Raw genomic sequence first — 24,273 nt, forward strand, 5'->3', positions numbered from 1 at the left:
ATGGTTTGATGAAAGGCAGTTGGCCGATTTGGTTTTATGGTTATTGACTCCCAAGCAACCTCAAGATGGTACATTCGCGTTCTGTAAATGCATCATCTTGAAGTGACTTGGGTTTTTACAGCTTAGCAGACTGAAAGGGAAGAAATGTGATAACTCGTTGAAAATGGGTGGTTATAAAGCGTAAATTGCGCCAATTCTGGTTTGTTTGTTCGCTTTTTGTACGAAATCTAGCTCCAGTTAAGCTGATTTGTTCCACGTTTTTTAGCGTCCGCAAGCATCTTGCCGAGTCGATCGAGTACATACTCTGGCGTATCGGACTCTTTAAAAGAGGTCGACACAGCCGCTAGGGTGATCATGATATTTTGCTCACGGAACTTAAATGGTAATTGGCTAATATCACGCTGGATATGTTTAATGAGATCCAGTGTGTATTCTTCAGATTGTTCTGGAACGAGTAAAATAAACTCTTCGCCACCAAAGCGAGCTACCGTTTCAGTTTCTGATACGCGTTTATTAATGGTGCGAGCGATGATCTTCAACGCTTTATCACCAGCCGTATAGCCATAGCTGTCATTCACCGCTTTGAAGTTATCAACGTCAAACAACACTACACGCAGGTTCTGTTGAGAGCGAATCCAACGGCGATACTCTAGCTCTAGTCGATCATTAAATGCGGTGCGGTTATAGACTTTAGTCAGGGGGTCTAGCAACATGCGCTGAGCTTGGTCATCTAAGCGTCGACGATGATCTTGGGTGGTTTCAAACACGGCTTCGAGCTGGTTCTTACTGTAATTCAAACGCTCTTGCAGCGCTTGTTCTCGTTCTTCCGTCATTTTAAGTCGCTCTGTCAGCGACGCCATTTTCGCAAGTAACGGGGCGATTTCTTTTTTTACATCCGCTAGATCTTGAGCTTGGTCGAGCGAAAGTTGACTCAATTCAACCAGACTGTTCATTTCTGTGTTGAGCTCTTGGCGGTGCTCAAAGTAGGTATGATGTTGGTCGACGTTCTGATGAACGGTTTTTAGGTTACTTGCGAGAGAAGTGTTCAGCTGATCAAGGAATTGGCTAGACGTTTCGCGCTCGAACTTTGTTGCTTCGACAACCAATTTCAGCGTTGAGAGCGTAAGCTCAATGAGAGATTCTGCACTCACGCCAAGAAGCAGCTTAGCCCGAATATCGAGCAACCTATCTCCCGTTTCTCCCTCAAAATCCAGCTCGGTGATGGTATGTTGTAGATCGCTGGCTAAGCACTCAAGTTGAGACTTATCAGGATTATTCTCAAACTCACTGAGATGCAAACGCGAGTTGGAAGTGATGATTTTCAGAGCGCGTTCGTAAATGCTCAGTAGCTTAGTGGCTTGATCGGCTTTATTGCTGGCATGAGCTTCTGAGAAACTCATTAAGTTCCGTAGTTCACGTTTTAACTGAGCAGGTAACCCTGTGACACGTTGGAGTGTTTCACCACTGTGTTTGATTTGTTCGTCTAGGTAGCCGTTCTGTTTGTCCATCGTCTTCGACTGCTGTTTGAGCATTCTCTCTAATACCGCTAAACGTGGGATAAGAGTACTGATATCTTTTTGATGTTGCAGCTCTTGTTGGATTTCAAACAGGTAATTGGATACCTGGGTATTCGAACCCTGGCAAGCTGAAGACAATGATGCCACAACGCGTTTAAGAACTTGTTGTTCACGTTTGAATTTGAGTGAAGTATCACGATGTGTCAGTCTGAGTTGGTCAAGTTGACAACTCAGCTGATGAAGCTGCGACTGAATATCGGATTCCAAGATTCCCATGAAGTGACTACGGTTAAGTCCATGTACTACTGACAATTATCCGATAATAACAAAAAACGTTATAGCGTCATTAGTTATTATGTCTAACAGGCGTTTAATTATCCATTTTTTAATATTTTCTTGATGTCGTCCTCATTCTTGTAGGACGAATGGATCTTAATCAGGCCTTGGCTAATGGCATGCTGACAGGCGGTTCTTATGTTACCCGTTGCAAAGCTCGCGGCGGGTGCGTTATCGATGGCTTTCAAGAAAACCCAGTGGCTTTGCTTATCCTTCAAGCTGACTTCTCGCGCAATGTGAGTCGCAAGCAGCAACAGATCGAGTAATTCCTCGTCGTTAATTGCAGTGTAGGCTCGGGGTAAGAACGGATAATCGCTGATACCCATGCGAATAATACGGTTGACGTTGTGTTGTTGAGCGAACTCATCCACCCAAGTCTGGAATTTCTCGAACATGACTTCGGCAGAAGCATCACGGTCAGCATTCGGTTCTATGTAGAGTAGGTTTGCATCTGAGAAATGGTAAAGACGCGACGGTTTTTCTATCTTTTCCGCTAGGAAGTCACCAAATGCGCGCTCCAGCTCCAGGCCTGCTTTATAACCGTTGTGGACGTACATGCTTCGTAGGAATGGCAAGTCGATCATGACAAAGCGCAGGCGATCGTTAAGTGGCTCGTGGATCAATTCGCCCATTTGCCATTGCTCGAAAGTTTCGCTCGACTTTTTCAATGAACGAGACAGCTTCACGTTCAGCATACGCAAGTTACGCAAACGGGAACGAGAGTGAGTGAAGAGATCATTACGCAGTTTTTCGATTTCACTTGCTTGGCGTTGCATGATCACGCCGCGGCGCATAATGAACAAAAACATCACCAACACAGTAATAAACAATGCGAATGAGATTTTCTGGAATTTGCGGTGTTCCCTTTCCACTTGCTCAAGGCGTTCCGATTGGCCGATATAGTGGATGGTTTGTTCAGCAAACTCTTTTTGTTGGCGGAATGCATCCTCACTGATTTGGTTGAGCTGCTTTTGCTCTAAACGCACAAGGTTGGTGTATTTCTTATAAGCCTGCAGAGAAAGTTGGTATTCGCCTGCCTGTTCGTAACCAAGCCCGAGTAAGCGGTAAGACTGCTGCTTAATGAAGTTGTTATTTTCAGGTGACTTTTCAGCAAGTGCTAACGCCAGCTTTGCATTGGTAATGACGTTTTTACTGTCGTTTTGATGATAAGCCAAACCTGACTGAAGCAACGCTGCCTTTGCTTCAAGCTTAGGAATGTCAGTGTATTCTAAAAGCTCTTTAGAACGGTCTAGGTATTGTTCAGCTAGCGCGTAGTTATAGAGTTGCAGATAGGTAGCCGCCAAGCTTAAGCGAATCTTAATGATCCGATTAATGTTCTTACTGGTGCTTTCATGGTCCAGCACGTTGAAGTAGTGCACTAAGGCAAGGTTAAACTTGCCTTGGTAAAAATAAATGTCACCCATTTGCTCAAGGACATCCGCTAGGATGGGAGAGCTAGGGTAGGAGTCATAGAAGTCTGCGGCTTGAGATAAGTATTCGATCGCTTTGTCGTAAACTCGGCGCTCTTGGAAGAGTCTTGCCAACAGGCGATTAACTTTTGCTAACCTTGCGCCACTGTCACTCTCAATAGATTGCCAATAACCATAAAGCAGTTCCGACAAAGCCAAATTGTATTTCTTGCTATTCAGATAAAACTCGCCGACGGCTGTGTAATAGTCGATCAAGGCTAAGTCAGATCGGCTGTCTTCAAGCATAGTTTTGGCTTGAGAATACAAACTTTCCGCTTTAATCAGATCGCCACTATGTGAAGCGAGGAGCGCTCTTTGCATCACTAATCGATAGCGAACGCTGTCGGTACGTTGCAATACCGCACCAGCTTCATCGAGTTGCTGCTCAATTTGGTTAAGCGTGTCTTCCGCTTTTGAGTAGTTTTTGTCGTACATCCAAATCATTTGGTTGCGCATCAGCTGGAGATCTAAGTCCATGTAAGGCAATTGATATTCTTGCGCTAAGCGCTCGGCTTTGTTTAGGTGTTCGATAGCCGAACGAACGTTACCCATGGCGTAGTCTGCCTGAGCGATAATCTTGTGTGCTTCGATGGTGCTGCTTGGTGTGCGAACGCTACGATCGGTCTCGTCACGAGACATCGCAGAAGGGCTGTCACTCTCTTTGCGTTCCGTTAGCTCACGTTGTGACAAGTAGTTGGTTGCCGCTTGTTTTGCTTGTGATGGCTCTATTTCCGCCAATTGTTGTGCTTCGTTGAGTAACGCGGACGATAAAATGGTCGCGTGAAGCGGCTGTACAAACAGCAAGCAAAGAAAGCCAATCAACTTGAATAGACGCGAACTGTCCCAAAACATCCTTTCGTTCCCTCGAACTGTTTTTAGATATGGCGGATAACGGTAAAGACCTCAACAAGCCTCTTAAATGCAGGTTGAAGCCATTTGATATAGTAACATGCTTGGACAATAAAAACGTCCGGTAACCCTTTAGATTACCGAACTTATTTCTGTCACTAACGCGATTACTGACGAGCCATGCGGTGGTTGTGATCTGGCTTGTCTTGTTCCGTTGAGCGGTACGGGTTGATGTCCAAGCCACCACGGCGCGTGTAGCGGGCGAATACGGTCAGTTTGCTTGGTTGGCAGTATTTCATTAGATCCGTAAAAATACGCTCAACACATTGTTCGTGAAATTCGTTGTGCTCGCGGAAAGATACCAAGTAACGCAGCAGTTTCTCGCGATCTATTTTCGCACCTTGGTAGCGAATTTCTACACTGCCCCAGTCGGGTTGATTGGTGATCAAACAGTTTGACTTCAATAGGTGGCTATGTAGGATTTCTTCCACTTGCTCTTCACCTGCTGCGCCTTCAAGCAAATCGGCATCAAAATCGTAACTGGTGATGTCAATGTCTTGGTCATCAATGCATTCGCCTTCCATTGTCACAATAGGCTGATTGGTGTAGTGAGTAACCGGGTTCACCTCGACCAACACCTTTTCACCGGCACATTCAGATAGGTCTTGCGTTAAACGCTCTTCAACTTCTTCCCAGCTTGAAAAACGGGTTTGGTTGTAGCTGTTTAAGTACAGTTTGAAAGACTTCGACTCAATCAAGTTTGCACTGGTGGCTGGAATGTATACTTCGCCAACGGCCACTTGTGGTAAGCCTTTACTATTTAACCAAGAGAGTTCGTACAGCGTCCAAATGTCGTGGCCCATAAAAGGAAGGCTTTCGCCTAACTGAAGGTCATCTCGGTTTAGGCTACGAGGAACTGGTTGCAGCAAGCTTGGGTCGTATTGGTTCGCATACTCGGTCTTTTTACCTAGTGTTAGGCCAGCAAGCTCTTTAGCGTCAGAATATTTGCTCATACTTTGTGGTCGTTTTCGATTAGAATGGCGAGAATTTTACTGAATCCGCTGGTCAATTGCCATCCGGCAAACACGGCTATCTGATAAATAAGGAATGAGGAGACCTTCATGACCCAAAACGTTACTCAGGCGCTACAAGAGTTCAGCCTGCGCTACCAACAAGCTTGGCAAGCTAAATATAATGAGTTGCCAAGCAGTGAAGAGCTTGCAGATCTTGTTTCTCCTTGTGTCGAAGAGAAGCGTGATGGAAAGGTGCTTTGGAAAGCGGTCGCGCGTAATGAGATGGCCGATTTCACTAATGTGGAAAATGCGATTGAGTTGTCACTGCAAGATGATGTTAAAGCCTTTTATGGTTCTCAATACTGCGCCGATATGGAGGCAACTTGGCAAGGTAATTCGTTGACGCTACTGCAAGTGTGGAGAGATGATGATTTTGTGCGCCTACAAGAAAATATTCTTGGTCATTTGGTGACGCAACGTCGCCTGAAACTTAAACCAACAGTATTTATCGCAGCGACAGATGAGGAAATGGATGTGATTTCTATTTGTAACCTCACTGGCAATGTGATTCTAGAGCGTTTGGGCACCTCTAAACGTGATGTATTGGCAGATTCATTGGTTGAGTTCTTGAATAAGTTAGAGGCTGCCGTCTAAGTATGTATGTTGTTGAGTTGCAGTTTGAGTGTTTTGATAACACCACCGTCAGCGCGGTAGACAAAGCCATTAATGGCTTGATGGATGCTCTGCGTTATAACGGCCAAGTACTAGGCCGAGAATTCCCGATAGTGATGGGAGATGGCGAGTTTTATGTTCGTGTCGTTTGCCCAGAGCAAGACAGTTTGCATCCACGTTATCACTCAGATTTTGTCAAAGTGTGCATGAACCGTTTGTCAGACGCGTCTTTGCTTGCACCGAAAATGCGTATGCTTGGCCGTGATTTAAATTCAGAACAAGCGGCCGAAGAAGAGATCCCCAGCTGGCAAGTGTTGTACACGACTTATGTTCATACGTGTTCGCCATTGCGCAGTGGGGAAACGTTGTTGCCGATTCCTTTGTATCGCAATGAGCCGACGCTAAATGGTGACCATAAAGCCGTCATCAAGTGGCAGACCGAATGGCAAGCGTGCGATGAAATCCAAATGGCTGGCGGGTGCCGTGCAGAGCATGCGGCGCTGCACGAGATTTGCGATGTAGACAGCGTGTTGTTCCGCCGCGGTTGGGATTTGCGAGGTCGTATCGAATACATCACCAAGGTTCCAACTTACTATTACCAGTATCGCGTGGGCGGTCAGTCGCTGGAGAGCGAGAAAGCGCGCAAGTGCCCCAAATGCGGTGGAGAGTGGCTACTTGATGAGCCACTACATGACATATTTCACTTTAAGTGTGATGACTGCCGAATCGTGTCGAATATCTCTTGGGACCACCTTAAGTAACTAATTGAGGTTACTTAAATGGTTAGATAGAGAAATAAAAGGGCTGATGTTTTCACATCAGCCCTTTTATGTTCAGACTATATTTTCAGTACGGTTTAGAAAAGTGGGATTACCAACCTTTCACTACGCCGCCTTTGAATAGCTCTTTTGCTGCTTCGTAAACTTCTTCCGTTTGATAAGCTTTTACGAAGTTTTGTACGTTTTGCGCATTAACATTTTCTTCGCGAGCAACAATTAGGTTTACGTATGGTGAGTCTTTATCTTCAACAAACACACCGTCACGCTCTGGCGATAGGTCGATAGAGCTTGCGTAAGTGGTGTTGATGATAGATAGCGTTACGTCATCCAATGAACGTGGAAGTTGTGGCGCTTCTAACTCAATGATTTCGATATTTTTAGGGTTGCCTACGATGTCACGTACTGTAGCGAGTAGACCAACGCCATCACGCAGCGTAATCAAACCTTGTTGCTCAAGAAGCAGTAGTGAGCGACCTAGGTTCGTTGGATCGTTTGGAACTGCGATGCGTGCGCCATCTTGGATTTCATCGATTGACTTCACTTGCTTAGAGTAACCAGCAATAGGGTAAACGAATGAGTTACCCGCGATAGCCAGTTTGTAGCCGCGGTCTTTCACTTGTTGGTCTAGGTATGGTTTATGTTGGAACGCATTCGCGTCTACTGAACCATCATCCAGAGCGGCATTTGGCGTTACGTAATCGGTAAATGTTACTAACTCAACGTCTAGGTTGTACTTTTCTTTTGCTACTTTAGCTGCCACTTCGGCAACTTGTGCTTCAGCACCAGCAATAACGCCAACTTTTACTTTATTTACGTCTACTTCTTTGTCACCACAACCCGCTAGAACAAGAGCAGAAGCGGCTGTTGCTACAGTCAAAAGACCTTTAAGGCTAAATTTCATCTCTATCTCCTTATAATTTGTATTTTCAATGCTTATCTGTGGTCTACACGGCGCACCACTGCGTCACCGATAGACTGAATAATCTGTACTAGAACAATCAACATCACGACAGTCACGGCCATGATAGTTACATCGTAGCGGTGGAAACCGTAACGGATGGCTACGTCGCCGAGGCCGCCGCCGCCTACCGTTCCCGCCATGGCCGAGTAGCTAACGAGAGTGACTAAGGTGATCGTTACTGAGTTAACAATAGTCGGCATTGCTTCAGGTAGTAGAACTTTTGTGATGATCTGTGTTGGTGTCGCCCCCATTGATTGCGCCGCTTCCACCAAGCCTGTTGGTACCTCTAACAAAGCACCTTCAATAAGACGTGCAACAAACGGAATGGCACCAATAGTCAGTGGGACGATTGCTGCGGTTGTACCGATAAAGGTTCCAACTAGCATTTTTGTCACTGGAATAATCGCAACCATCAGGACGAGGAATGGCACAGAACGACCAATGTTAACGACAGCGCCTAAGCTGCTATTTAGTTTGGTGTTTTCAAGTAGGCCGCCTTTCTTAGTAATATGGAGGATTACGCCTAATGGAATACCCACGGCAAAGCCGACTAATCCGGCAACCGCAACCATGTAAAGCGTTTCCCACGTTGCACCTAAAAGTAGTTTGCTGTTTAAACTCAGCCATTCAGAAATTGTATTAAAGGACATAACCAAGTACCTCTACTTTTACGTTGTGCTTACGCAGGTATTCCAATGCTGCGTTGTCATCTTCTTCGTTACCAAATAGCTCTGCGACCATCATGCCGAATTTCACGCCGCCAGCGTAATCAAGATCGGAGCTCAAAATACTCACATCAATATTGTATTTACGAGAAATTTGCGACATTAACGGTGCATCGACGGTTGCGCCAGTAAACTCTAAGCGAACCAACGGGTAGCTGCCATCAACACGCTCTGCTTGCAGACGTGCTTGGTAATCTTCAGGAATGGATAGATCCAGCGTTGAGCGAATGAATTGGTGCGCCAGCTCCGTTTTAGGGTGCGCGAAAATATCGCCAACGGTGCCTTTCTCCACCAACTCACCACCACCGATGATCGCCACTTCGTGACAGATGCTTTTTACCACTTCCATTTCGTGGGTAATCAGGAGAATCGTGATGTTGAGTTTGCGGTTGATCTCTTTCAATAGCTCAAGGATAGATTGAGTCGTTGCAGGATCCAGTGCGCTAGTGGCTTCGTCACACAGTAGTACGCTTGGATCGGATGCCAATGCGCGAGCAATCGCCACACGTTGTTTTTGGCCGCCACTTAAGTTCGATGGGTAGCTCTCGTGTTTGTCGGCTAAGCCAACAAGTTTTAGTAACTCATTGACTTTTGTTGTGATTTGCGATTTGTCTTTGCCTGCCAGTTCCAGTGGTAGCGCCACGTTATCAAACACAGTACGAGACGAGAGCAGATTAAAATGCTGGAAGATCATGCCGATGTTACGGCGCGTTTCGACCAACTGCTTTTTGCTGAGTTTTGTTAAATCAATGCCATCAACGATGATGGAGCCAGATGTTGGTGCTTCTAACATGTTTACGCAGCGGATCAGCGTACTTTTACCAGCACCAGATGAACCGATAACACCGAAGATGGTGCCCTTGGCGATGTGTAGGTTAATGTCTTTCAGGGCAAGGATTTCCTTACTGCCTTGGTAGAACACTTTATTGACGTTTTTTATTTCTATCATGTTTCAACCTGCCCAAAGATACGGGGAACTTCGCTGTCAAAAACGGCCTTTGACAGAACTTAATGTTGAGCTTTATCTCACTTCTCAGTTGATGCTATGGGTTAACCAGAATGAAGTCAATAGATATTTTTACGTCTAGACGTCTAAATGTATGGATGTTCTGTTTTGAAGAGAATGAGGAGTAAGTTACGAGGAGAAGATAAGTGGAGAGCCCCCTCAGAATTACCGATTCTTGCCCAACAAATCAACTGTTTTGTCGAGGCCTAGAATGAATTAGATAGTGTTGAAGTTTATAAGGTATGTAATAATCTGATTAAACCGAGTTAATAGAGAAATACGTTTTGGCAAAACCTGCTGTTTTTATCGATCGTGATGGCGTGATAAACGTTGACCACGGCTACGTTCATGACGAACATGATTTTGAGTACATTGATGGTGTATTTGAAGCGACGAAAGCGCTGAAAGATCAAGGTTACCTCTTAGTGCTAGTGACGAATCAATCGGGCATCGCACGTGGTAAATTCAGTGAAGACCGTTTCTTGTCTCTGACTCAATGGATGGACTGGAACTTTGTTGATCATGGTGTTGAGTTTGATGGTATCTACTACTGTCCACATCACCCTGAGCATGGCATTGGGGATTACAAGCAGGATTGTGATTGCCGCAAGCCTAAGCCTGGTATGTTTATCTCTGCTCGCGACTTCTTGAAAATCGACATGGAAAAATCTGTGATGATTGGTGATAAAGCCGAAGACATGATGGCAGCAGAAGCCGCGGGCGTTGGCACCAAGATTTTGGTTCGCACAGGTAAGCCAATCACCGAGCAAGGTGAAGCATTGGCAACGGTTGTGCTTGATAGTGTTGCTGACGTGCCTGCATATCTAAAGAAATAATCTGCACAATTCGCATATTTAAGGGAAGCGTTTGCTTCCCTTTTCTCTTATTACTGTTAAAGTTCAGTCACCTAAGCATTCATCCATTCTAGTTTGATCACTTATGAGCAAAAAACTCACCATTCTTGATATCGCGAAATTGGCAGGCGTTGGCAAATCAACAGTAAGCCGTGTGCTTACCAACGATCCAAAAGTGAAACCTCAAACGCGAGAGAAAGTAGAGCAAATCATTCGTGAATCTGGTTATGTACCGTCCAAGTCTGCGCAATCAATGCGTGGCGGTAGCCAAAAAGTCATTGGTGTTATCATCTCCCGTCTAGACTCACCATCAGAAAATCGCGCCGTTGGTACAATGCTCAATGCATTGTATTCCGCTGGTTATGATGCGGTGATCATGGAGAGTCAGTTTGACCGAGACAAAACCAATGAGCACTTGTGTGTGCTTAAGCGTCGCAATGTGGATGGCGTGATTGTATTTGGGTTTACAGGATGCGATGAGCAAGCCTTAGCTGAGTGGGGCAATCGCATTGTGGTGATTGCGATGGATACCGATAACGTCTCTTCCATCAATTATGATAACCAAGGCGTGATAGACATGGCTTTGTCTCACCTTGAGCAGCAATTTTTATCTCGCATTGCTTATATTGGTGTTGATCCTGAAGACAAAACCACTGGCTTAGCTCGTCTAAATGCTTATAAATCGTGGTGTCAACGCAAGCAACTTACGCCTTGTTTCCAAACCGGTAAGCTTAGCCATGAAAGTGCTTATCAGCTGGTGGACCACGTTCTCAATGCAGACACGCAAGCCATTGTGTGTGCCAGCGATACCATTGCATTGGGCGTAATCAAGCGTCTTCAAGAGTTAGGTCGTGAAGACGTGGTCGTGACAGGCGTGGGTGGTAACGAGTTGCTTTCTTTCCTTTTCCCTAAAGTATTTAGTGTCGATCCAGGTTATACCCTTGCGGGGGAAAAGTCCGCTAAAATGCTGATTAATCAATTAAATGGTGATGAAGAAGTCGTTCACTTCACTCAACAACCTATTTGCCGCTAATCCACACTACAACGGTTTGCTCTAAAATTATACTGTGATCATTCTCAATTAATGGGACTGTTCCCATTTTGTTTTTTGTCTTTGAATGGCAATATTAAAATTAAGAAATGGGAATGTTCCCATTTATAAAAAAATAAAATGATGAATCGAATGTATCCAATACAGGGTGGACAAAGTTATGAGTAAGATTGCGCGTAAAGACGTGGAGCGTCTTATTGAGCTGGTCGGGGGGCCGGACAATATTGCCAGTGTAAGCCACTGTTTAACTCGCTTGCGTTTTGTTCTAAACGATACGGACAAAGCAGACACAAAACAGTTAGAAGCATTACCGATGGTGAAGGGCTGTTTTACCAACGCAGGTCAATTCCAAGTCGTCATCGGCACTGAAGTTGATGAGGTTTACAAAGTACTGATCGAGCTAAGCGGTAAAAGTGAAGCGAGCAAAGACGAATCCAAGAATGCTGCTCGTCAAAATATGAATATCGTTGAGCGTGGTATTTCCCACCTTGCAGAAATCTTTGTACCACTGTTGCCTGCGATCATTACTGGTGGTTTGATTCTTGGTTTCCGTAATGTGATTGGCGACATCAAAATGTTTGATGGTCAAACCCTAACGGAAATCAGTCAGTTTTGGGCGACTGTTCATTCATTCCTATGGTTAATTGGTGAAGCAATTTTCTTCTTCCTACCCGTTGGTGTGTGTTGGTCGACCGTGAAAAAGCTCGGTGGTACACCGATTCTGGGTATAACGCTTGGTGTGACATTGGTTTCGCCGCAGTTAATGAACGCCTACCTGATTGGTAAGCAAGTACCTGAAGTGTGGGACTTTGGGTTGTTTGCGATTGAGAAAGTCGGTTACCAAGCGCAGGTGATTCCCGCGATGTTAGCAGGTATCGCACTAGCGTTTATCGAAACACGCTTAAAACGCATCATTCCGTCTTACCTTTACCTAGTAGTAGTACCGTTTGTTTCTATCATTGTGTCTGTGATTCTTGCGCACTCTATCATTGGCCCATTTGGTCGCATGTTGGGTGATGGCGTGGCTTTCGCAGCAAAAGCAGCCATGACGGGTGACTTCGCGATGATTGGTTCAACTATCTTCGGCTTCTTATACGCGCCACTTGTGATCACAGGTATCCACCACACAACCAACGCCGTTGACTTGCAGTTGATGCAAGAATTGGGTGGCACGCCGATTTGGCCTTTGATTGCACTATCGAACATTGCTCAAGCATCGGCAGTGGTTGGCATCATTATCATCAGTAAAAAGCAGGATGAGCGTGAAATCTCAGTGCCAGCAGCGATTTCTGCCTACCTTGGCGTAACAGAGCCGGCGATGTACGGCATCAACTTGAAATACAAGTTCCCAATGTTGAGTGCGATGATCGGTAGTGCATGTGCTGCTGCTATCTGTGGTAGTGCGGGCGTCATGGCGAACGGTATCGGTGTGGGCGGCTTGCCGGGCATCTTATCTATCCAGCCGCAGTTCTGGGGCATCTTTGCTCTGGCGATGTTGGTCGCGATGGTGGTACCCGCTGCATTAACGTTACTTCTTTATAAGCGTGCACAAGCGAAAGGTGAGCTTGAGGCGGCAAACGCGTAATTCAATTTGAGGCAGTGACTTGGCTGCCTCCTCCTATTTTTCTTTTCAAATTTTAAGTTTCCGATTACTGGTAAGTGAGTGTTAGAAATGGCTATGACCAAGCATGATGAGAGCTGGTGGAAAACCGCAACCATCTATCAAATTTACCCAAAAAGCTTTTGTGACAGCGGCAGTAAAGGCACGGGCGATATTAAAGGGATCATTTCTAAACTGGATTATCTAAAACACCTCGGTGTGGATGCGATTTGGCTGACGCCGGTTTACCAATCGCCAATGATCGACAACGGTTATGACATCTCCGATTACTACTCGATCAACCCCGAGTTCGGCACGATGCAAGATTTCGATACCCTGTTGTCAGAGGCTCATCAGTTGGGCATTCGAATCATCATGGACATCGTGGTCAACCATACTTCGACAGAACACAAGTGGTTCCAATCTGCGTTAGGTGATAAAAACAGCTCTTACCGTGATTACTACATCTGGAAAGATCCGGTTGATGGCGTAGAGCCCAACAGCTGGCAATCGAAGTTTGGAGGCAATGCTTGGGAATTGGATGAAGCGACAGGGCAGTACTACTTGCACCTTTTTGCTAAAGAGCAGGCGGATTTGAACTGGGAAAACCCAGTGGTGCGCGAAGAAGTCAAAGAAGTCATCAGCTTCTGGGCAGACAAAGGCGTGGATGGTTTCCGTCTTGATGTCATCAACCTGATTTCTAAACAACAAGATTTCCCAAGCGATGATATTGGCGATGGCCGTCGTTTCTATACTGATGGTCCTCGCGTGCACGAATATCTGCAAGAAATCAGCGAAGCCGTGTTCCAAAAGTACGGCAGCGTGACGGTGGGTGAAATGTCTTCGACCACGCTAGAGCACTGCCAGCAATACTCTTCACTAGACGGCAAAGAGCTATCCATGGTGTTCAACTTCCATCATCTGAAAGTCGATTATCCAAATGGTGAAAAATGGACCAAAGCGCCGTTTGATTTCATTCAGTTAAAACAGATCTTCAATCATTGGCAAACGGGCTTAAATGGCAAAGGGTGGGGGGCGTTGTTCTGGTGTAACCACGACCAGCCACGCGTTGTGAGCCGATTAGGTAACGACGAGAAATACCGTGTTGAATCTGCCAAGATGCTTGCGGCATCAGTGCACATGATGCAAGGCACACCTTATGTTTACCAGGGGGAAGAGATCGGCATGACCAACCCGGGTTATACCGAAATCAGCCAATATCGTGATGTTGAAAGTACTAACATGTACGACATCATGGTCAACCGTGATGGTGTATCTCATGACGATATGATGGCGATCTTGGCACAGAAGTCGCGTGATAACTCACGTACACCAATGCAATGGAATAGCCAAAAGCACGCTGGTTTTACCGAAGGCACACCGTGGCTTGAAGTGGCGCAGAATTACTCTGAAATCAACGCAGAAGCAGCGGTTGCTGATTTGAACTCGGTGTTCTACTTCTACAAACGTTTGATTGAGCTACGTAAACAGGTTCCGGTGATCACCGATGGCCGTTATGAAGATTTATTGCCAGAGCATCAACGCATTTTTGCTTACGCTCGCCAGAACGACAAACAAACGCTGCTGTGTATCAACAACTACTACGCTGAAGAGGTGGAATGCGTTCTGCCAGAGCGTTTTGATATGAATAAAGCGAAAAACTTGCTATCCAACTATCAAAACTCAGCGAGTGCAGTCGCGTCAAACCATCAAGTATTACGACCTTACGAAACTCGTATTTTATTGATAGAAGAATAAACTCGGGTGTCACCCCCTAAGATTGATGTTCGAGATAAAGGCTTTGGTGTGCTCCCCAAAGCCTTTTTTATTGAGATGCGAGATACTTGTGGAGTACAGGCTTATTTTGTTTCAATTGCTGTTAGCAGCACTTTCTCTTCATTGATTTGTACTTGTTGTACTTTTAGCAGCTCGATTTGCTCAATCAGACCTAAGCTCGGGTTAAACCAACGTTCTGCCGAAGTGGCGAATTCCATTGAGTCCATATCATCACAGTTTAGGTTGTAGATGTTCTCTTCCATCAGGTATGCCGCTTCAATTTTCTTGCCTGAGATCGAGAACGCTTTACGCACGCCAGTCTCTCGGATTTGCTGTTTCCAAACCACTTGGCAAGATGCTGTCATAGGAAGGTTTTGTACCCACTCATGCTCTTCAAAACGGTCTAGTAGGTTGTGAACTGAGTAGCCTGTAAGAGTGGTTTGCAGAGACATAGTTTCTTCACCGGTGTCAATATTCGGGCTTTTCTCTTTTACGTCGTCACCGTTGAGACGGAAAATAGGGCTGCTGTGCATCAGAATGGCAACAAACTGCTGGTTAATGGAATAAGCGTCGGTGACTTCATGAAGTGCGCCATCAGAGCCTGCAAAATAAAGCGTATTGCCCTCTTCATCATCGTTGTACTGTTCGTCAGAATAGTAGAACTGTTTGGCGCCGTAGTTCACCAAGTCATTAACCAACTGGACCATTGCTTCGCTGTTTGGGATTTGTGCCAATGCTGCCAACAATTGCTCGTTATCCATCGCTTGGAAACTCAGTTTCATCTCGCCTTCAGGTTGGCCATCCAGGCTAAACGCGTAGTTTAGTTGTGTGCTTGGCGTGGGAGCGAAGATTGAGTTTTGAATCGCGATGTCGAAACTTTCTTGAGGCACTTTGTTTGGATTAGCACTGCCAGAAGATGAACCACCGCCACAGCCGTAAAGAGCCAGAGTTGCTGCTGCGATAAGCGTCATTTTGTTTAGCATGGTTTACATTCCTGATTGATTAGGCCGTTTCATGTTGGGCCGTTGCTTGAATGCGAGCATGCTAAGTTTAGTGAGCTAAAAAGGGCAAAAAACAAAAGCTAATAGGGCTTAACGAAAGCTTAATTTTATATTTAGGTCTTTGTTTTATTTGGGCTTATTTCGTTAGCTACGTTGGTGCAATACTCGTTGATGAGCGCTTTCCATCGGCTGATAATTTCTTGATCGGTCAAACTGACATGCAACGTTTTCCATGGTTGAAGGCAAGTTTCTTTCGATTCAGATTGAGAAAGACGTTCAAACAATGTCTCGGAAGGTAAAACGCGCAGCAGTGCCACCAGTGATTCCATGTAGTTGAGACGGAACTGTTCGAGTTTGTTTTGTTTATAAGCGATGTGAGACACAAACGTATAAATCAGCGCGTTTTGAATACGTGAGTCGCCATCTGGAGTGGTCAGCAGAACTTTTGCTCGGTCTAGGTTACCTAGTTTGAAATGCAATACGCCCAACCAGAGGCTTAGCTCATCTGGCAAAACATCGAACGACGACTGCACTTGCGTCAAATACGCCTCCAGCTTTTGAGGTTCTTGCTCGTACAAAGCGAGATGCCTTGCGGTTGTGATCGCTGCAAACTCATCAGCTTGTTGGAGAGGTTGGTTAGAAAAGACATTCTCAAACAGCATTTTTTGGTGAACGTCTGACAGCTGCCATGTGCTTGCCGAAGGTGCAGGCAAGTTGAAGTACTGCGCGACATCTGAGTGAATTTGGAAGATATCCGATTGTAGGTCGGATAAGCGCAGTGTGTATTCGTTGCGAAACGCCAGTTTCCCTGTCGCAGGATAAATAAGGTTCATCTGAGCTTTCAAGGTGCCTTGCTCTGCGCCGTCTTTTAACTCTATGTTGAGTTCGTAATCACTGGTCTGCATGTTTCGCGCGCCAGGGAAATACGGCGTATGACCGATAGGATCAAGAAAGTAACTGGGAGCGTCTTGGTTGGCGATGTCGGTGTATGGATATTCGACTTGTTGTTGCAGTAAGACGGCTTTGACCAGTATGCGGTATTTTCGCGCCTGAGAGCCGATTGCATCGACACGGTTGAGCAGCAACTCGACTTTGGGGATAAGTAACTGATGACGTGTTTGTTGTGTTGAAATCTCTTGGCGTTGCCATAACAAGCTTGCGAGCGTCACGCTACAAACCGTAAGTACGGCACATAAGCTATAAGCAAAAATCAGCTTGATGTTCTTACGGTTCGTAACTTGAGCTGTAATAGCACGTCGATGGTTTTTCGCTGGTGGCACTAAACGGATATTCGCAGGGTTTAGAAAGTAACCTTTGCGAGGGTAGGTGACCAAGAGCTTAGTCGCATCGTACTCGGGGAGATGCTGTTGTAGCAGCGCACGTAAGGTGCTAATGCGGTTAGTGAGTACATTCTTAGAGATGAATTTGCTCTGCCAAATGGTTTCGATAATGGTATCGGCAGAGAGCGGATGTCCCACGCTTGTTAGCAGCAGTTCTAATAACTCAATGGTACGAGGTTCGAGATCAATCGCGACAGTGTCTTGATGAAGAGTTTGTGTCTTCGGATTATAGACCAACTCGCCAATCGCAATACAACTGTGAGTTTGTTTGGCTTGTTGCAAAAAATCGCGCATACCGCACCGCGTTATTTGGAAATGGCGAAATATTATATAGCGATTGGAGCGCGAAATCTTATAAATTGCGCTCCAATTACCATCAAAAGTTTATGAACCGTAGGTCACGGAATAGCGATGAGGCTTGTGGTTCATCGCTAACACGACATTCAGTGCAAACGCGCCCAAAATCGAAAGACCAATTACTTCTGGAGTAACAAAGAAGAATGACGCAAACAGAATGCACGCATCGATTGCCATTTGGCTTTTGCCAACTGAAATGCCAAATTTATCCTGAATAAATAAACACAGCACGTTAAAGCCACCTAAGCTGGAGCGATGTCGGAACAAGATCAGCATACCGAGTCCCATTAAAAGCCCACCTGCGACGGCACAATAAACTTCATTTACCGATTCGAGCGAGATTAGCAAATAAAGATGATCGGCAAAGATAGAAACCAAAGCGCCAGAAATGGCACTATTAATGGCGAAATGACGGCCGAAGCGTTTCCATGCTAACAAGTAAAAGGGACTGTTTGCTAAAAAGTACAGCACACCAAACGTAAAAGGTGTAAATTGGCTAATAAGCAGAGCCAATCCTGTCGTCCCCCCTGTTAGGAGGTTTGCGGATTGGAGAAAGAAAACGCCTTGAGCTACCAAAAAGGTACCCGTGAGAATCGCTATCCAGTCTTCTTTTAATGAGTGTTTTTCCATCAATGTTGCAGTCATTAGTGATAAATAAGGCGTGCATAGTAGTAAAAAGATGATCTTTTCGGTAGCTAGAGGGTAAAATTTACGGTAAACCTATGTAATTGCTGTTTTACAGGGTGTAAAGCACAAAATTGACAGGCAATAGATCGTCGTTATGCAATTGCAATGCGGGCGTGATACAGATTGCTTGCCATCATGAAAAAACTGCATGAGAAAAATTGTAAATTTCTCTTTATGACCCAGATCAAATTATGTAGAATGCGCGCCATTAGGGTGACGAAAACGTTTGCGCGGGGTCATTCAACAGTTTTTTTGCAACTTTCAGTACTAATCTGAGTCAGGAGATACAGATGCTTAAGCGTGATATGAACATCGCAGATTACGATGCGGAACTGTTCGCAGCTATCCAGGAAGAAACTCTTCGCCAGGAAGAACACATTGAACTTATCGCTTCTGAAAACTACACAAGCCCACGTGTAATGGAAGCGCAAGGTTCTCAGCTAACGAACAAATACGCTGAAGGCTACCCAGGCAAGCGTTACTACGGCGGTTGTGAGTACGTAGATAAAGCGGAACAACTTGCTATCGACCGTGCATGTAAACTGTTCGGTTGTGAATACGCGAACGTACAGCCTCACTCAGGTTCTCAAGCAAACAGCGCGGTTTACATGGCGCTTCTTAACCCAGGCGATACAGTTCTAGGCATGAGCCTAGCACACGGTGGTCACCTGACTCACGGTTCTCCAGTAAACTTCTCTGGTAAGCACTACAACGTTATCCCTTACGGTATCGATGAAGCGGGTCAAATCAACTACGACGAGATGGAACAGCTAGCGCTTGAGCACAAGCCTAAGATGATCATCGGTGGTTTCTCTGCTTACTCGCAAATCGTTGATTGGAAGCGCATGCGTGAAATCGCTGACAAAGTAGATGCTTACCTTTTCGTTGATATGGCGCACGTAGCGGGTCTTATCGCAGCAGGCGAATACCCAACACCTGTTCCACACGCTCACGTGGTAACAACAACGACGCACAAAACACTAGCAGGTCCTCGCGGTGGTCTTATCTTGTCAAATGCTGGCGAAGATATGTACAAGAAATTGAACTCAGCAGTGTTCCCTGGTGGTCAAGGTGGCCCTCTAATGCACGTTATCGCTGGTAAAGCAGTAGCGTTCAAAGAAGCGATGGAGCCAGAGTTCAAAGCTTACCAAGCTCGCGTAGTGAAAAACGCAAAAGCAATGGTTGGTCAATTCCAAGAGCGTGGCTACAAAATCGTATCTAACGGCACAGAAAACCACTTGTTCCTTGTGGACCTGATCGACAAAGACATCACTGGTAAAGATGCAGACGCGGCACTAGGTGCAGCAAACATCACAGTGAACAAAAACTCGGTACCAAATGACCCACGCAGCCCATTCGTAACGTCTGGTATTCGTGTAGGTACGCCAGCGATCACTCGTCGTGGCTTCACTGAAGAAGATGCAAAAGAGCTAGCAAACTGGATGTGTGACGTTCTAGATAACATCGGCAACGAAGAAGTTATCGAAGCGACTAAACAGAAAGTGCTCGAAATTTGTAAGCGTCTACCGGTTTACGCCTAACTATTCTTCATAGAATGAGTCAATTTCGGTGTCGAACATACTCACTTGCTCGCGCAAACTCCGTGTGTTCTCCTAGAACTCGACTCATCTATTTTGAACATTGATATACTAAAGGTCCTCAATTGAGGGCCTTTTTGTTTGTCTGGCGTTTGGAATGAGATATAGCGAAGAGTGTGTGATAAGGAGATGGCTACCAACACTGTCCCTTTCAATATATCCAAACCGCGTCATTCCGACGAGCCTAGGCGAGAGCAGGAATCTTGTTGAGGCACACTCTTTTACTCAGCGTTTCCCAAAAAATCATCAGTACGTTGGAAACTGATTCTCAATCACGCTCGTTCCTCGCTGTTCAGAATGACGGAGGTAGAATGGCTTTTTATCATCATTTGACAGATACAAAAAAGGTTGGCACTGAGCCAACCTTTCTTTTGAAAACAAACGAGAGCTTACTTAATCTCGATGCCTTGAGCCTGCATATCAGCATGGTAAGAAGAGCGAACAAATGGACCACACGCTGCGTGCGTGAAGCCAAGCTCTAGTGCAACTTCTTTTAGCTCGTCAAACTCTGATGGCGGAACGTAACGCTCTACTGGCAAGTGGTGACGGCTTGGCGCTAAGTACTGACCTAGAGTCAGCATCGTTACGCCGTGTGCGCGTAGATCTTTCAGTACTTCGATGATTTCTTCTTTGGTTTCACCAAGACCCATCATCAAACCAGATTTGGTCGGTACATTTGGATGCTGCTCTTTGAACTTCTTAAGAAGCTCCAGCGACCACTTGTAGTTTGCACCTGGGCGAGCTTTACGGTAAAGACGTGGCGCTGTTTCTAGGTTGTGGTTGAAGACATCTGGCGGGTTATCTTTCATTAGATCAAGCGCTACGTCCATACGACCACGGAAGTCAGGAACCAGAGTTTCAATCTTAATATGCGGGTTCAACGCACGGATCTCGCGGTTACAGTCGGCAAAGTGCTGTGCACCACCATCACGCAGATCGTCACGGTCTACAGAAGTGATTACTACGTATTTCAGCTTCATATCGGCGATGGTTTTCGCCAGTTTTTGAGGCTCTTCTGCTTCCGGTGGTAATGGGCGGCCATGAGCAACGTCACAGAAAGGACAACGACGAGTACAAATAGCACCTAGGATCATGAAGGTAGCTGTACCGTGGTTAAAACATTCCGCTAGGTTAGGGCAAGATGCTTCTTCACATACGGAGTGAAGTTTATTCTTGCGCATCGCCGCCTTGATGTCTTGAATTCGTTGGCTGTCGGCTGGTAGCTTGATCTTCATCCAATCAGGCTTACGTAGCACTTCTTTCTGCTCTGTAGGCATGTTCTTTACGGGAATCAATGCCATTTTATCGGCGTCACGATATTTAACGCCTTTTTCCATCTGGATTGGTTTGCTCATGCTTTATTACCTTGAGAAGGTGCTTCTGTGCTGAACTCTACTTGCTCATAGTCGAGCAAAGTAACGAGTTCTTCTATTAATTGTTTTTCTACGGCTTCTACATTGTCTGGGCCGCCAAATTGGCTGACCTGAACCATTTCCATACCTTCATAACCACAAGGGTTAATACGCAGAAACGGTGTTAAATCCATATTTACGTTCAAGGCTAAGCCATGAAACGAGCATCCTTTACGAATGCGTAAACCGAGAGAGCATATTTTTTTACCGTCAACGTAAACGCCTGGTGCGTCAGGTCGCGCGGCCGAATCGATATTGTATGCTTTTAGCGTGTTGATCACGAGGTTCTCGATAGTGGTAACGAGATCTCGTACACCTAATTTTTTGCGGCGTAAGTTGATCAAGAAATAGGCGACCAACTGACCAGGGCCATGATACGTAACCTGGCCTCCGCGATCACTTTGTACAACAGGAATGTCACCAGTGTTAATAAGGTGCTCAGCTTTACCTGCCTGACCTTGCGTAAATACTGGGTTATGTTCTACCAACCAGACTTCATCAGGGGTTTCTTCTGTGCGTTGGTCGGTGAACTCATGCATCGCCTTCCATACAGGCTCATAGTCTTGGCGGCCAAGTCGTTTTACAACAAGTTGGTGTTGCATGGGAATTCCTGTTGCTAATATATAAAGTTTTTGGATTATAAACCGGATAACCCTGATGCTCTACCGCTGAGTAACAGATTTTTAACTGAAAGCGGTGTAAATTTTTGTTATCTGATTGATAAATAAAAAGAAAGCAGCCGAAGCTGCTTTCAAAAAAAATTTAATCTATCAAAAAATTATAGAACCATGCGCACGATGTCAATTTCACCTAACTCTTTGTATAGCGTCTCAACTTGCTCGATAGACGTTGCAGTGATGTTGATTGATACCGAGTGGTAGTTGCCCTTAGCACTTGGTTTAACGGTCGGGCTGTAGTCACCTGGAGCATGGCGCTGAATAACTTCAAGAACAAGCTCTGGAAGTTCAGGCTTTGCATGACCCATTACCTTGTAAGTAAATGAACAAGGGAACTCAAGCAGGTCTTTTAATTTTGCATCAGAGTTGATGGTTAGCATATCGATAACTCCAGTAGATATTCGTTGCGGTGCGAAATAGTACAGTCAAATTAGGGGGAACTCAAGACGAGGATCTCAAACTTAAAAAGCCGCCCTTTCAGGCGGCTTTGCGAATAAGTTTGCTACTCTAACGTTCTTCTTAGAAGAAGCTCTTGAATAACAATACGATGTAATCCCACATGCGGCTAAATAGACTACCTTGCTCTACGGTTTCTAGTGCCATTAGTGGGTATTCGGCAATATCTTCACCATCGATCTGATAGTATAGCTTACCAACTACATCACCTTTATTAATTGGGGCTTCTAGCTCTTTTTCAAGGACGAAGCTGGCTTTTAGGTTTTTCGCTTCACCACGTGGTAGTGTTACGTAAGTATCTTGGTCAAGGCCTAACGCTACAGTGTCTTTGTTACCCATCCACACTTTTTCTTCAACGAACGTTTCACCTGCTTTGTGCGGTGCCACTGTTTCGAAGAAACGGAAGCCGTAGCTTAGTAGCTTTTTGCTTTCTGACTTACGAGCATTGGCATCTTTAGTACCCATAACGACCGCAACCAAGCGCATTTGACCTTCAGTTGCTGAACTTACTAGGCTGTAACCCGCATTACTTGTGTGACCCGTTTTGATGCCGTCAACGTTCATGCTCTTATCCCAAAGTAGACCGTTACGGTTGTATTGGGTGATGCCGTTGTAAGTAAATTTCTTCTCTGAGTACACGCGGTACTCATTTGGTACGTCACGGATCAGGGCTTTACCTAGCAATGCCATGTCGTATGGTGTCGAGTACAGTTCAGCGTTATCTAAGCCATGAACGTTGGCAAAGTGCGAGTTCGTCATACCTAGTGTGTTGGCCCAAGCGTTCATTAGGTCAACAAACGCATCTTCTGAGCCTGCAATGTGTTCAGCCATCGCTACACAGGCATCGTTACCAGACTGGACGATGATACCGCGGTTTAGGTCACGTACTTTTACAGTTGTCCCCACTTCAATGAACATTTTTGATGATTCAGGGAAGTTTTTCGCCCATGCATTTTTACTGATGGTGACATCGTCATCTTCTGAGATATTACCACGCGCTAGTTCTTGGCCGATTACGTAGCTGGTCATCATCTTAGTCAGACTGGCTGGAGACAATTTTGTGTTCATCTCTTTCTCTGCCAGTACTTTACCTGAATGGTAATCCATCAGTACGTAGCCCTTCGCCGCGATTTGAGGGGCATCTGGAACAACGATAGGTGATGCAAGAGCAGATTGAGCGAAAGTTGCAGAAAGGGCAACCGAAGAAACGAGAATAGATTTCACAAACTTATTTTTATTCATGGTAATTCAAATTTTTGGGTTAACTGCGGACATCTTATCAGAATCCCCAGCTATGTAAGAGGGGATCGAGGAGAAATTCATGACACTAGGTCATTTGGCAGTGTTGTGTTTTTTAATAAATGCAGACGAATAGCCGAGCAACTTTACTTTATCTAGAGTGGCTTGCGTCAGGGAATAGTCAGTAAATGGCCCTAACAACAAGCGATAAGACTCTTTCGCATTTTCTAGGAAAGTTTCTGTATCCAATTTTTGACCAAGCTCGGTGCCTAAAGTTCGCGCGCGCTCTTCATTTTTTGATGATGCCACTTGAATAACGTACCTAGGGTGCGCTTCTAATGACTTTTTGTCCGTGGGCTGATTGATACTGATCACTTCAATTTCCACGTTCGCGGTGCCTGTTTTTATGACATCTAACTTATGTGCTGCGGCATAGCTTAAATCGATAATACGGCCATCGTGAAAAGGACCTCGGTCATTAACTCGTACTACGGTGGTTTTGCCGTTGTCAGTATTGGTAACTTTTACGTAACTTGGTAACGGTAGCGTTTTATGCGCAGCCGTCATTGAGTACATGTCATAGATTTCGCCATTAGAAGTCAAATGACCTTGGAACTTCTTCCCATACCAAGATGCGCGGCCTTTTTCTTTAAAGCCTTTGGCATCGCGAACTATCTTGTAGTCTTTTCCGCGCAAGTGGTAATCTTTGTTCCCACCTAGGCTGTACGGTTCATATTTAGGGTGCGCATCCTCGATGTGTTCGACTGAAAGCGGTGTATCCGGTGCAACATCGGATTCGAGTTCGTAACGGCCGTCTTGCGTTTTTTGGCTAGTTGATGAACAGCCTGCCAAAATAAGAGCAGAGAAAACCAAGGAATATAAAGCGCGTTTTTGCATG

General features: G+C 45.4%; 21 protein-coding genes. 7 read left to right on the top strand and 14 right to left on the bottom strand.

Features of this window, described 5'->3' with window-relative positions; translation table 11 throughout:
• Nucleotides 1-227: 227 nt before the first annotated feature.
• The 3 genes from NDJ01_RS19090 to queF form a co-directional block, all read right to left on the bottom strand.
• The gene (locus NDJ01_RS19090) at nucleotides 228-1,793 is read right to left on the bottom strand and encodes a diguanylate cyclase (protein WP_139060580.1); all 1,566 of its coding nucleotides are present in this window, start codon (nucleotides 1,791-1,793) and stop codon (nucleotides 228-230) included.
• Between the two features lie 98 nt (nucleotides 1,794-1,891).
• Complete coding sequence (locus NDJ01_RS19095; RefSeq protein WP_258587147.1) at nucleotides 1,892-4,174, bottom strand: lipopolysaccharide assembly protein LapB; 2,283 nt, start codon at nucleotides 4,172-4,174, stop codon at nucleotides 1,892-1,894.
• Between the two features lie 164 nt (nucleotides 4,175-4,338).
• Nucleotides 4,339-5,184, bottom strand: a complete 846-nt coding sequence (gene queF, locus NDJ01_RS19100) for an NADPH-dependent 7-cyano-7-deazaguanine reductase QueF (RefSeq protein ID WP_258587148.1) — start codon at nucleotides 5,182-5,184, stop codon at nucleotides 4,339-4,341.
• 108 nt (nucleotides 5,185-5,292) lie between these two features.
• Between queF and syd the strand changes: the two genes are divergently transcribed.
• Both syd and NDJ01_RS19110 read left to right on the top strand, forming a co-directional pair.
• Nucleotides 5,293-5,838, top strand: coding sequence for a SecY-interacting protein (gene syd, locus NDJ01_RS19105; protein WP_258587149.1), 546 nt, complete (start codon nucleotides 5,293-5,295; stop codon nucleotides 5,836-5,838).
• 2 nt (nucleotides 5,839-5,840) lie between these two features.
• The gene (locus tag NDJ01_RS19110) at nucleotides 5,841-6,617 is read left to right on the top strand and encodes a Zn-ribbon-containing protein (RefSeq protein ID WP_005391359.1); all 777 of its coding nucleotides are present in this window, start codon (nucleotides 5,841-5,843) and stop codon (nucleotides 6,615-6,617) included.
• Between the two features lie 109 nt (nucleotides 6,618-6,726).
• Here NDJ01_RS19110 and NDJ01_RS19115 read toward each other — a convergent pair whose 3' ends face one another.
• The 3 genes from NDJ01_RS19115 to metN are packed head-to-tail and all read right to left on the bottom strand — an operon-like array spanning nucleotide 6,727 to nucleotide 9,270.
• Nucleotides 6,727-7,536, bottom strand: a complete 810-nt coding sequence (locus NDJ01_RS19115; protein WP_005391357.1) for a MetQ/NlpA family lipoprotein — start codon at nucleotides 7,534-7,536, stop codon at nucleotides 6,727-6,729.
• A gap of 32 nt (nucleotides 7,537-7,568) precedes the next feature.
• Nucleotides 7,569-8,246, bottom strand: coding sequence for a methionine ABC transporter permease (locus NDJ01_RS19120; RefSeq protein ID WP_005391355.1), 678 nt, complete (start codon nucleotides 8,244-8,246; stop codon nucleotides 7,569-7,571).
• The gene (gene metN, locus NDJ01_RS19125) at nucleotides 8,236-9,270 is read right to left on the bottom strand and encodes a methionine ABC transporter ATP-binding protein MetN (RefSeq protein ID WP_258587150.1); all 1,035 of its coding nucleotides are present in this window, start codon (nucleotides 9,268-9,270) and stop codon (nucleotides 8,236-8,238) included. Before metN ends, NDJ01_RS19120 begins: the two co-directional genes overlap by 11 nt.
• 341 nt (nucleotides 9,271-9,611) lie before the next feature.
• On the opposite strand from metN, the gene gmhB reads away from it, so the two are divergent.
• The 4 genes from gmhB (at nucleotide 9,612) to treC (ending at nucleotide 14,590) form a co-directional block, all read left to right on the top strand.
• Nucleotides 9,612-10,163: a D-glycero-beta-D-manno-heptose 1,7-bisphosphate 7-phosphatase gene (gene gmhB / locus NDJ01_RS19130; protein WP_005391350.1), complete on the top strand. Its 552-nt coding sequence runs from the start codon at nucleotides 9,612-9,614 to the stop codon at nucleotides 10,161-10,163.
• 103 nt (nucleotides 10,164-10,266) lie between these two features.
• Entirely contained in the window at nucleotides 10,267-11,214 is a 948-nt protein-coding gene (gene treR, locus NDJ01_RS19135) for a trehalose operon repressor TreR (protein ID WP_258587151.1), read from the top strand.
• Nucleotides 11,215-11,392: 178 nt separating this feature from the next.
• Nucleotides 11,393-12,817: a PTS trehalose transporter subunit IIBC gene (gene treB / locus NDJ01_RS19140; RefSeq protein ID WP_005391342.1), complete on the top strand. Its 1,425-nt coding sequence runs from the start codon at nucleotides 11,393-11,395 to the stop codon at nucleotides 12,815-12,817.
• A gap of 87 nt (nucleotides 12,818-12,904) precedes the next feature.
• Complete coding sequence (treC, locus tag NDJ01_RS19145) at nucleotides 12,905-14,590, top strand: alpha,alpha-phosphotrehalase (RefSeq protein ID WP_258587152.1); 1,686 nt, start codon at nucleotides 12,905-12,907, stop codon at nucleotides 14,588-14,590.
• A 101-nt stretch (nucleotides 14,591-14,691) separates the two neighbouring features.
• Here treC and NDJ01_RS19150 read toward each other — a convergent pair whose 3' ends face one another.
• The 3 genes from NDJ01_RS19150 to NDJ01_RS19160 all read right to left on the bottom strand — a co-directional run bounded on the left by NDJ01_RS19150 (nucleotide 14,692) and on the right by NDJ01_RS19160 (nucleotide 17,936).
• Entirely contained in the window at nucleotides 14,692-15,591 is a 900-nt protein-coding gene (locus tag NDJ01_RS19150; protein WP_258587153.1) for a hypothetical protein, read from the bottom strand.
• A 131-nt stretch (nucleotides 15,592-15,722) separates the two neighbouring features.
• Complete coding sequence (locus tag NDJ01_RS19155) at nucleotides 15,723-17,243, bottom strand: winged helix-turn-helix domain-containing protein (RefSeq protein WP_258587154.1); 1,521 nt, start codon at nucleotides 17,241-17,243, stop codon at nucleotides 15,723-15,725.
• A 90-nt stretch (nucleotides 17,244-17,333) separates the two neighbouring features.
• Entirely contained in the window at nucleotides 17,334-17,936 is a 603-nt protein-coding gene (locus tag NDJ01_RS19160) for a YitT family protein (RefSeq protein WP_031780204.1), read from the bottom strand.
• A 347-nt stretch (nucleotides 17,937-18,283) separates the two neighbouring features.
• Here NDJ01_RS19160 and glyA point away from each other — a divergent pair, with 347 nt between their 5' ends.
• Nucleotides 18,284-19,534, top strand: a complete 1,251-nt coding sequence (glyA, locus tag NDJ01_RS19165; protein ID WP_005391333.1) for a serine hydroxymethyltransferase — start codon at nucleotides 18,284-18,286, stop codon at nucleotides 19,532-19,534.
• Between the two features lie 446 nt (nucleotides 19,535-19,980).
• Here glyA and lipA read toward each other — a convergent pair whose 3' ends face one another.
• The 5 genes from lipA to NDJ01_RS19190 form a co-directional block, all read right to left on the bottom strand.
• Nucleotides 19,981-20,946, bottom strand: coding sequence for a lipoyl synthase (gene lipA, locus NDJ01_RS19170; RefSeq protein WP_005384139.1), 966 nt, complete (start codon nucleotides 20,944-20,946; stop codon nucleotides 19,981-19,983).
• Nucleotides 20,943-21,605 carry a lipoyl(octanoyl) transferase LipB gene (lipB, locus tag NDJ01_RS19175; RefSeq protein ID WP_005391320.1) on the bottom strand — a complete coding sequence of 221 codons (663 nt, stop codon included), beginning with the start codon at nucleotides 21,603-21,605 and terminating at the stop codon, nucleotides 20,943-20,945. Before lipB ends, lipA begins: the two co-directional genes overlap by 4 nt.
• Before the next feature lie 176 nt (nucleotides 21,606-21,781).
• Nucleotides 21,782-22,060 carry a DUF493 family protein YbeD gene (gene ybeD, locus NDJ01_RS19180; RefSeq protein ID WP_005384135.1) on the bottom strand — a complete coding sequence of 93 codons (279 nt, stop codon included), beginning with the start codon at nucleotides 22,058-22,060 and terminating at the stop codon, nucleotides 21,782-21,784.
• 139 nt (nucleotides 22,061-22,199) lie between these two features.
• Nucleotides 22,200-23,378 carry a serine hydrolase gene (locus NDJ01_RS19185; protein ID WP_012842069.1) on the bottom strand — a complete coding sequence of 393 codons (1,179 nt, stop codon included), beginning with the start codon at nucleotides 23,376-23,378 and terminating at the stop codon, nucleotides 22,200-22,202.
• A 90-nt stretch (nucleotides 23,379-23,468) separates the two neighbouring features.
• Complete coding sequence (locus NDJ01_RS19190) at nucleotides 23,469-24,272, bottom strand: septal ring lytic transglycosylase RlpA family protein (RefSeq protein ID WP_258587155.1); 804 nt, start codon at nucleotides 24,270-24,272, stop codon at nucleotides 23,469-23,471.
• Nucleotide 24,273: the final 1 nt, after the last annotated feature.

This window comes from Vibrio sp. HS-50-1 (genome assembly GCF_024747315.1).
Taxonomy (GTDB): domain Bacteria; phylum Pseudomonadota; class Gammaproteobacteria; order Enterobacterales; family Vibrionaceae; genus Vibrio; species Vibrio diabolicus.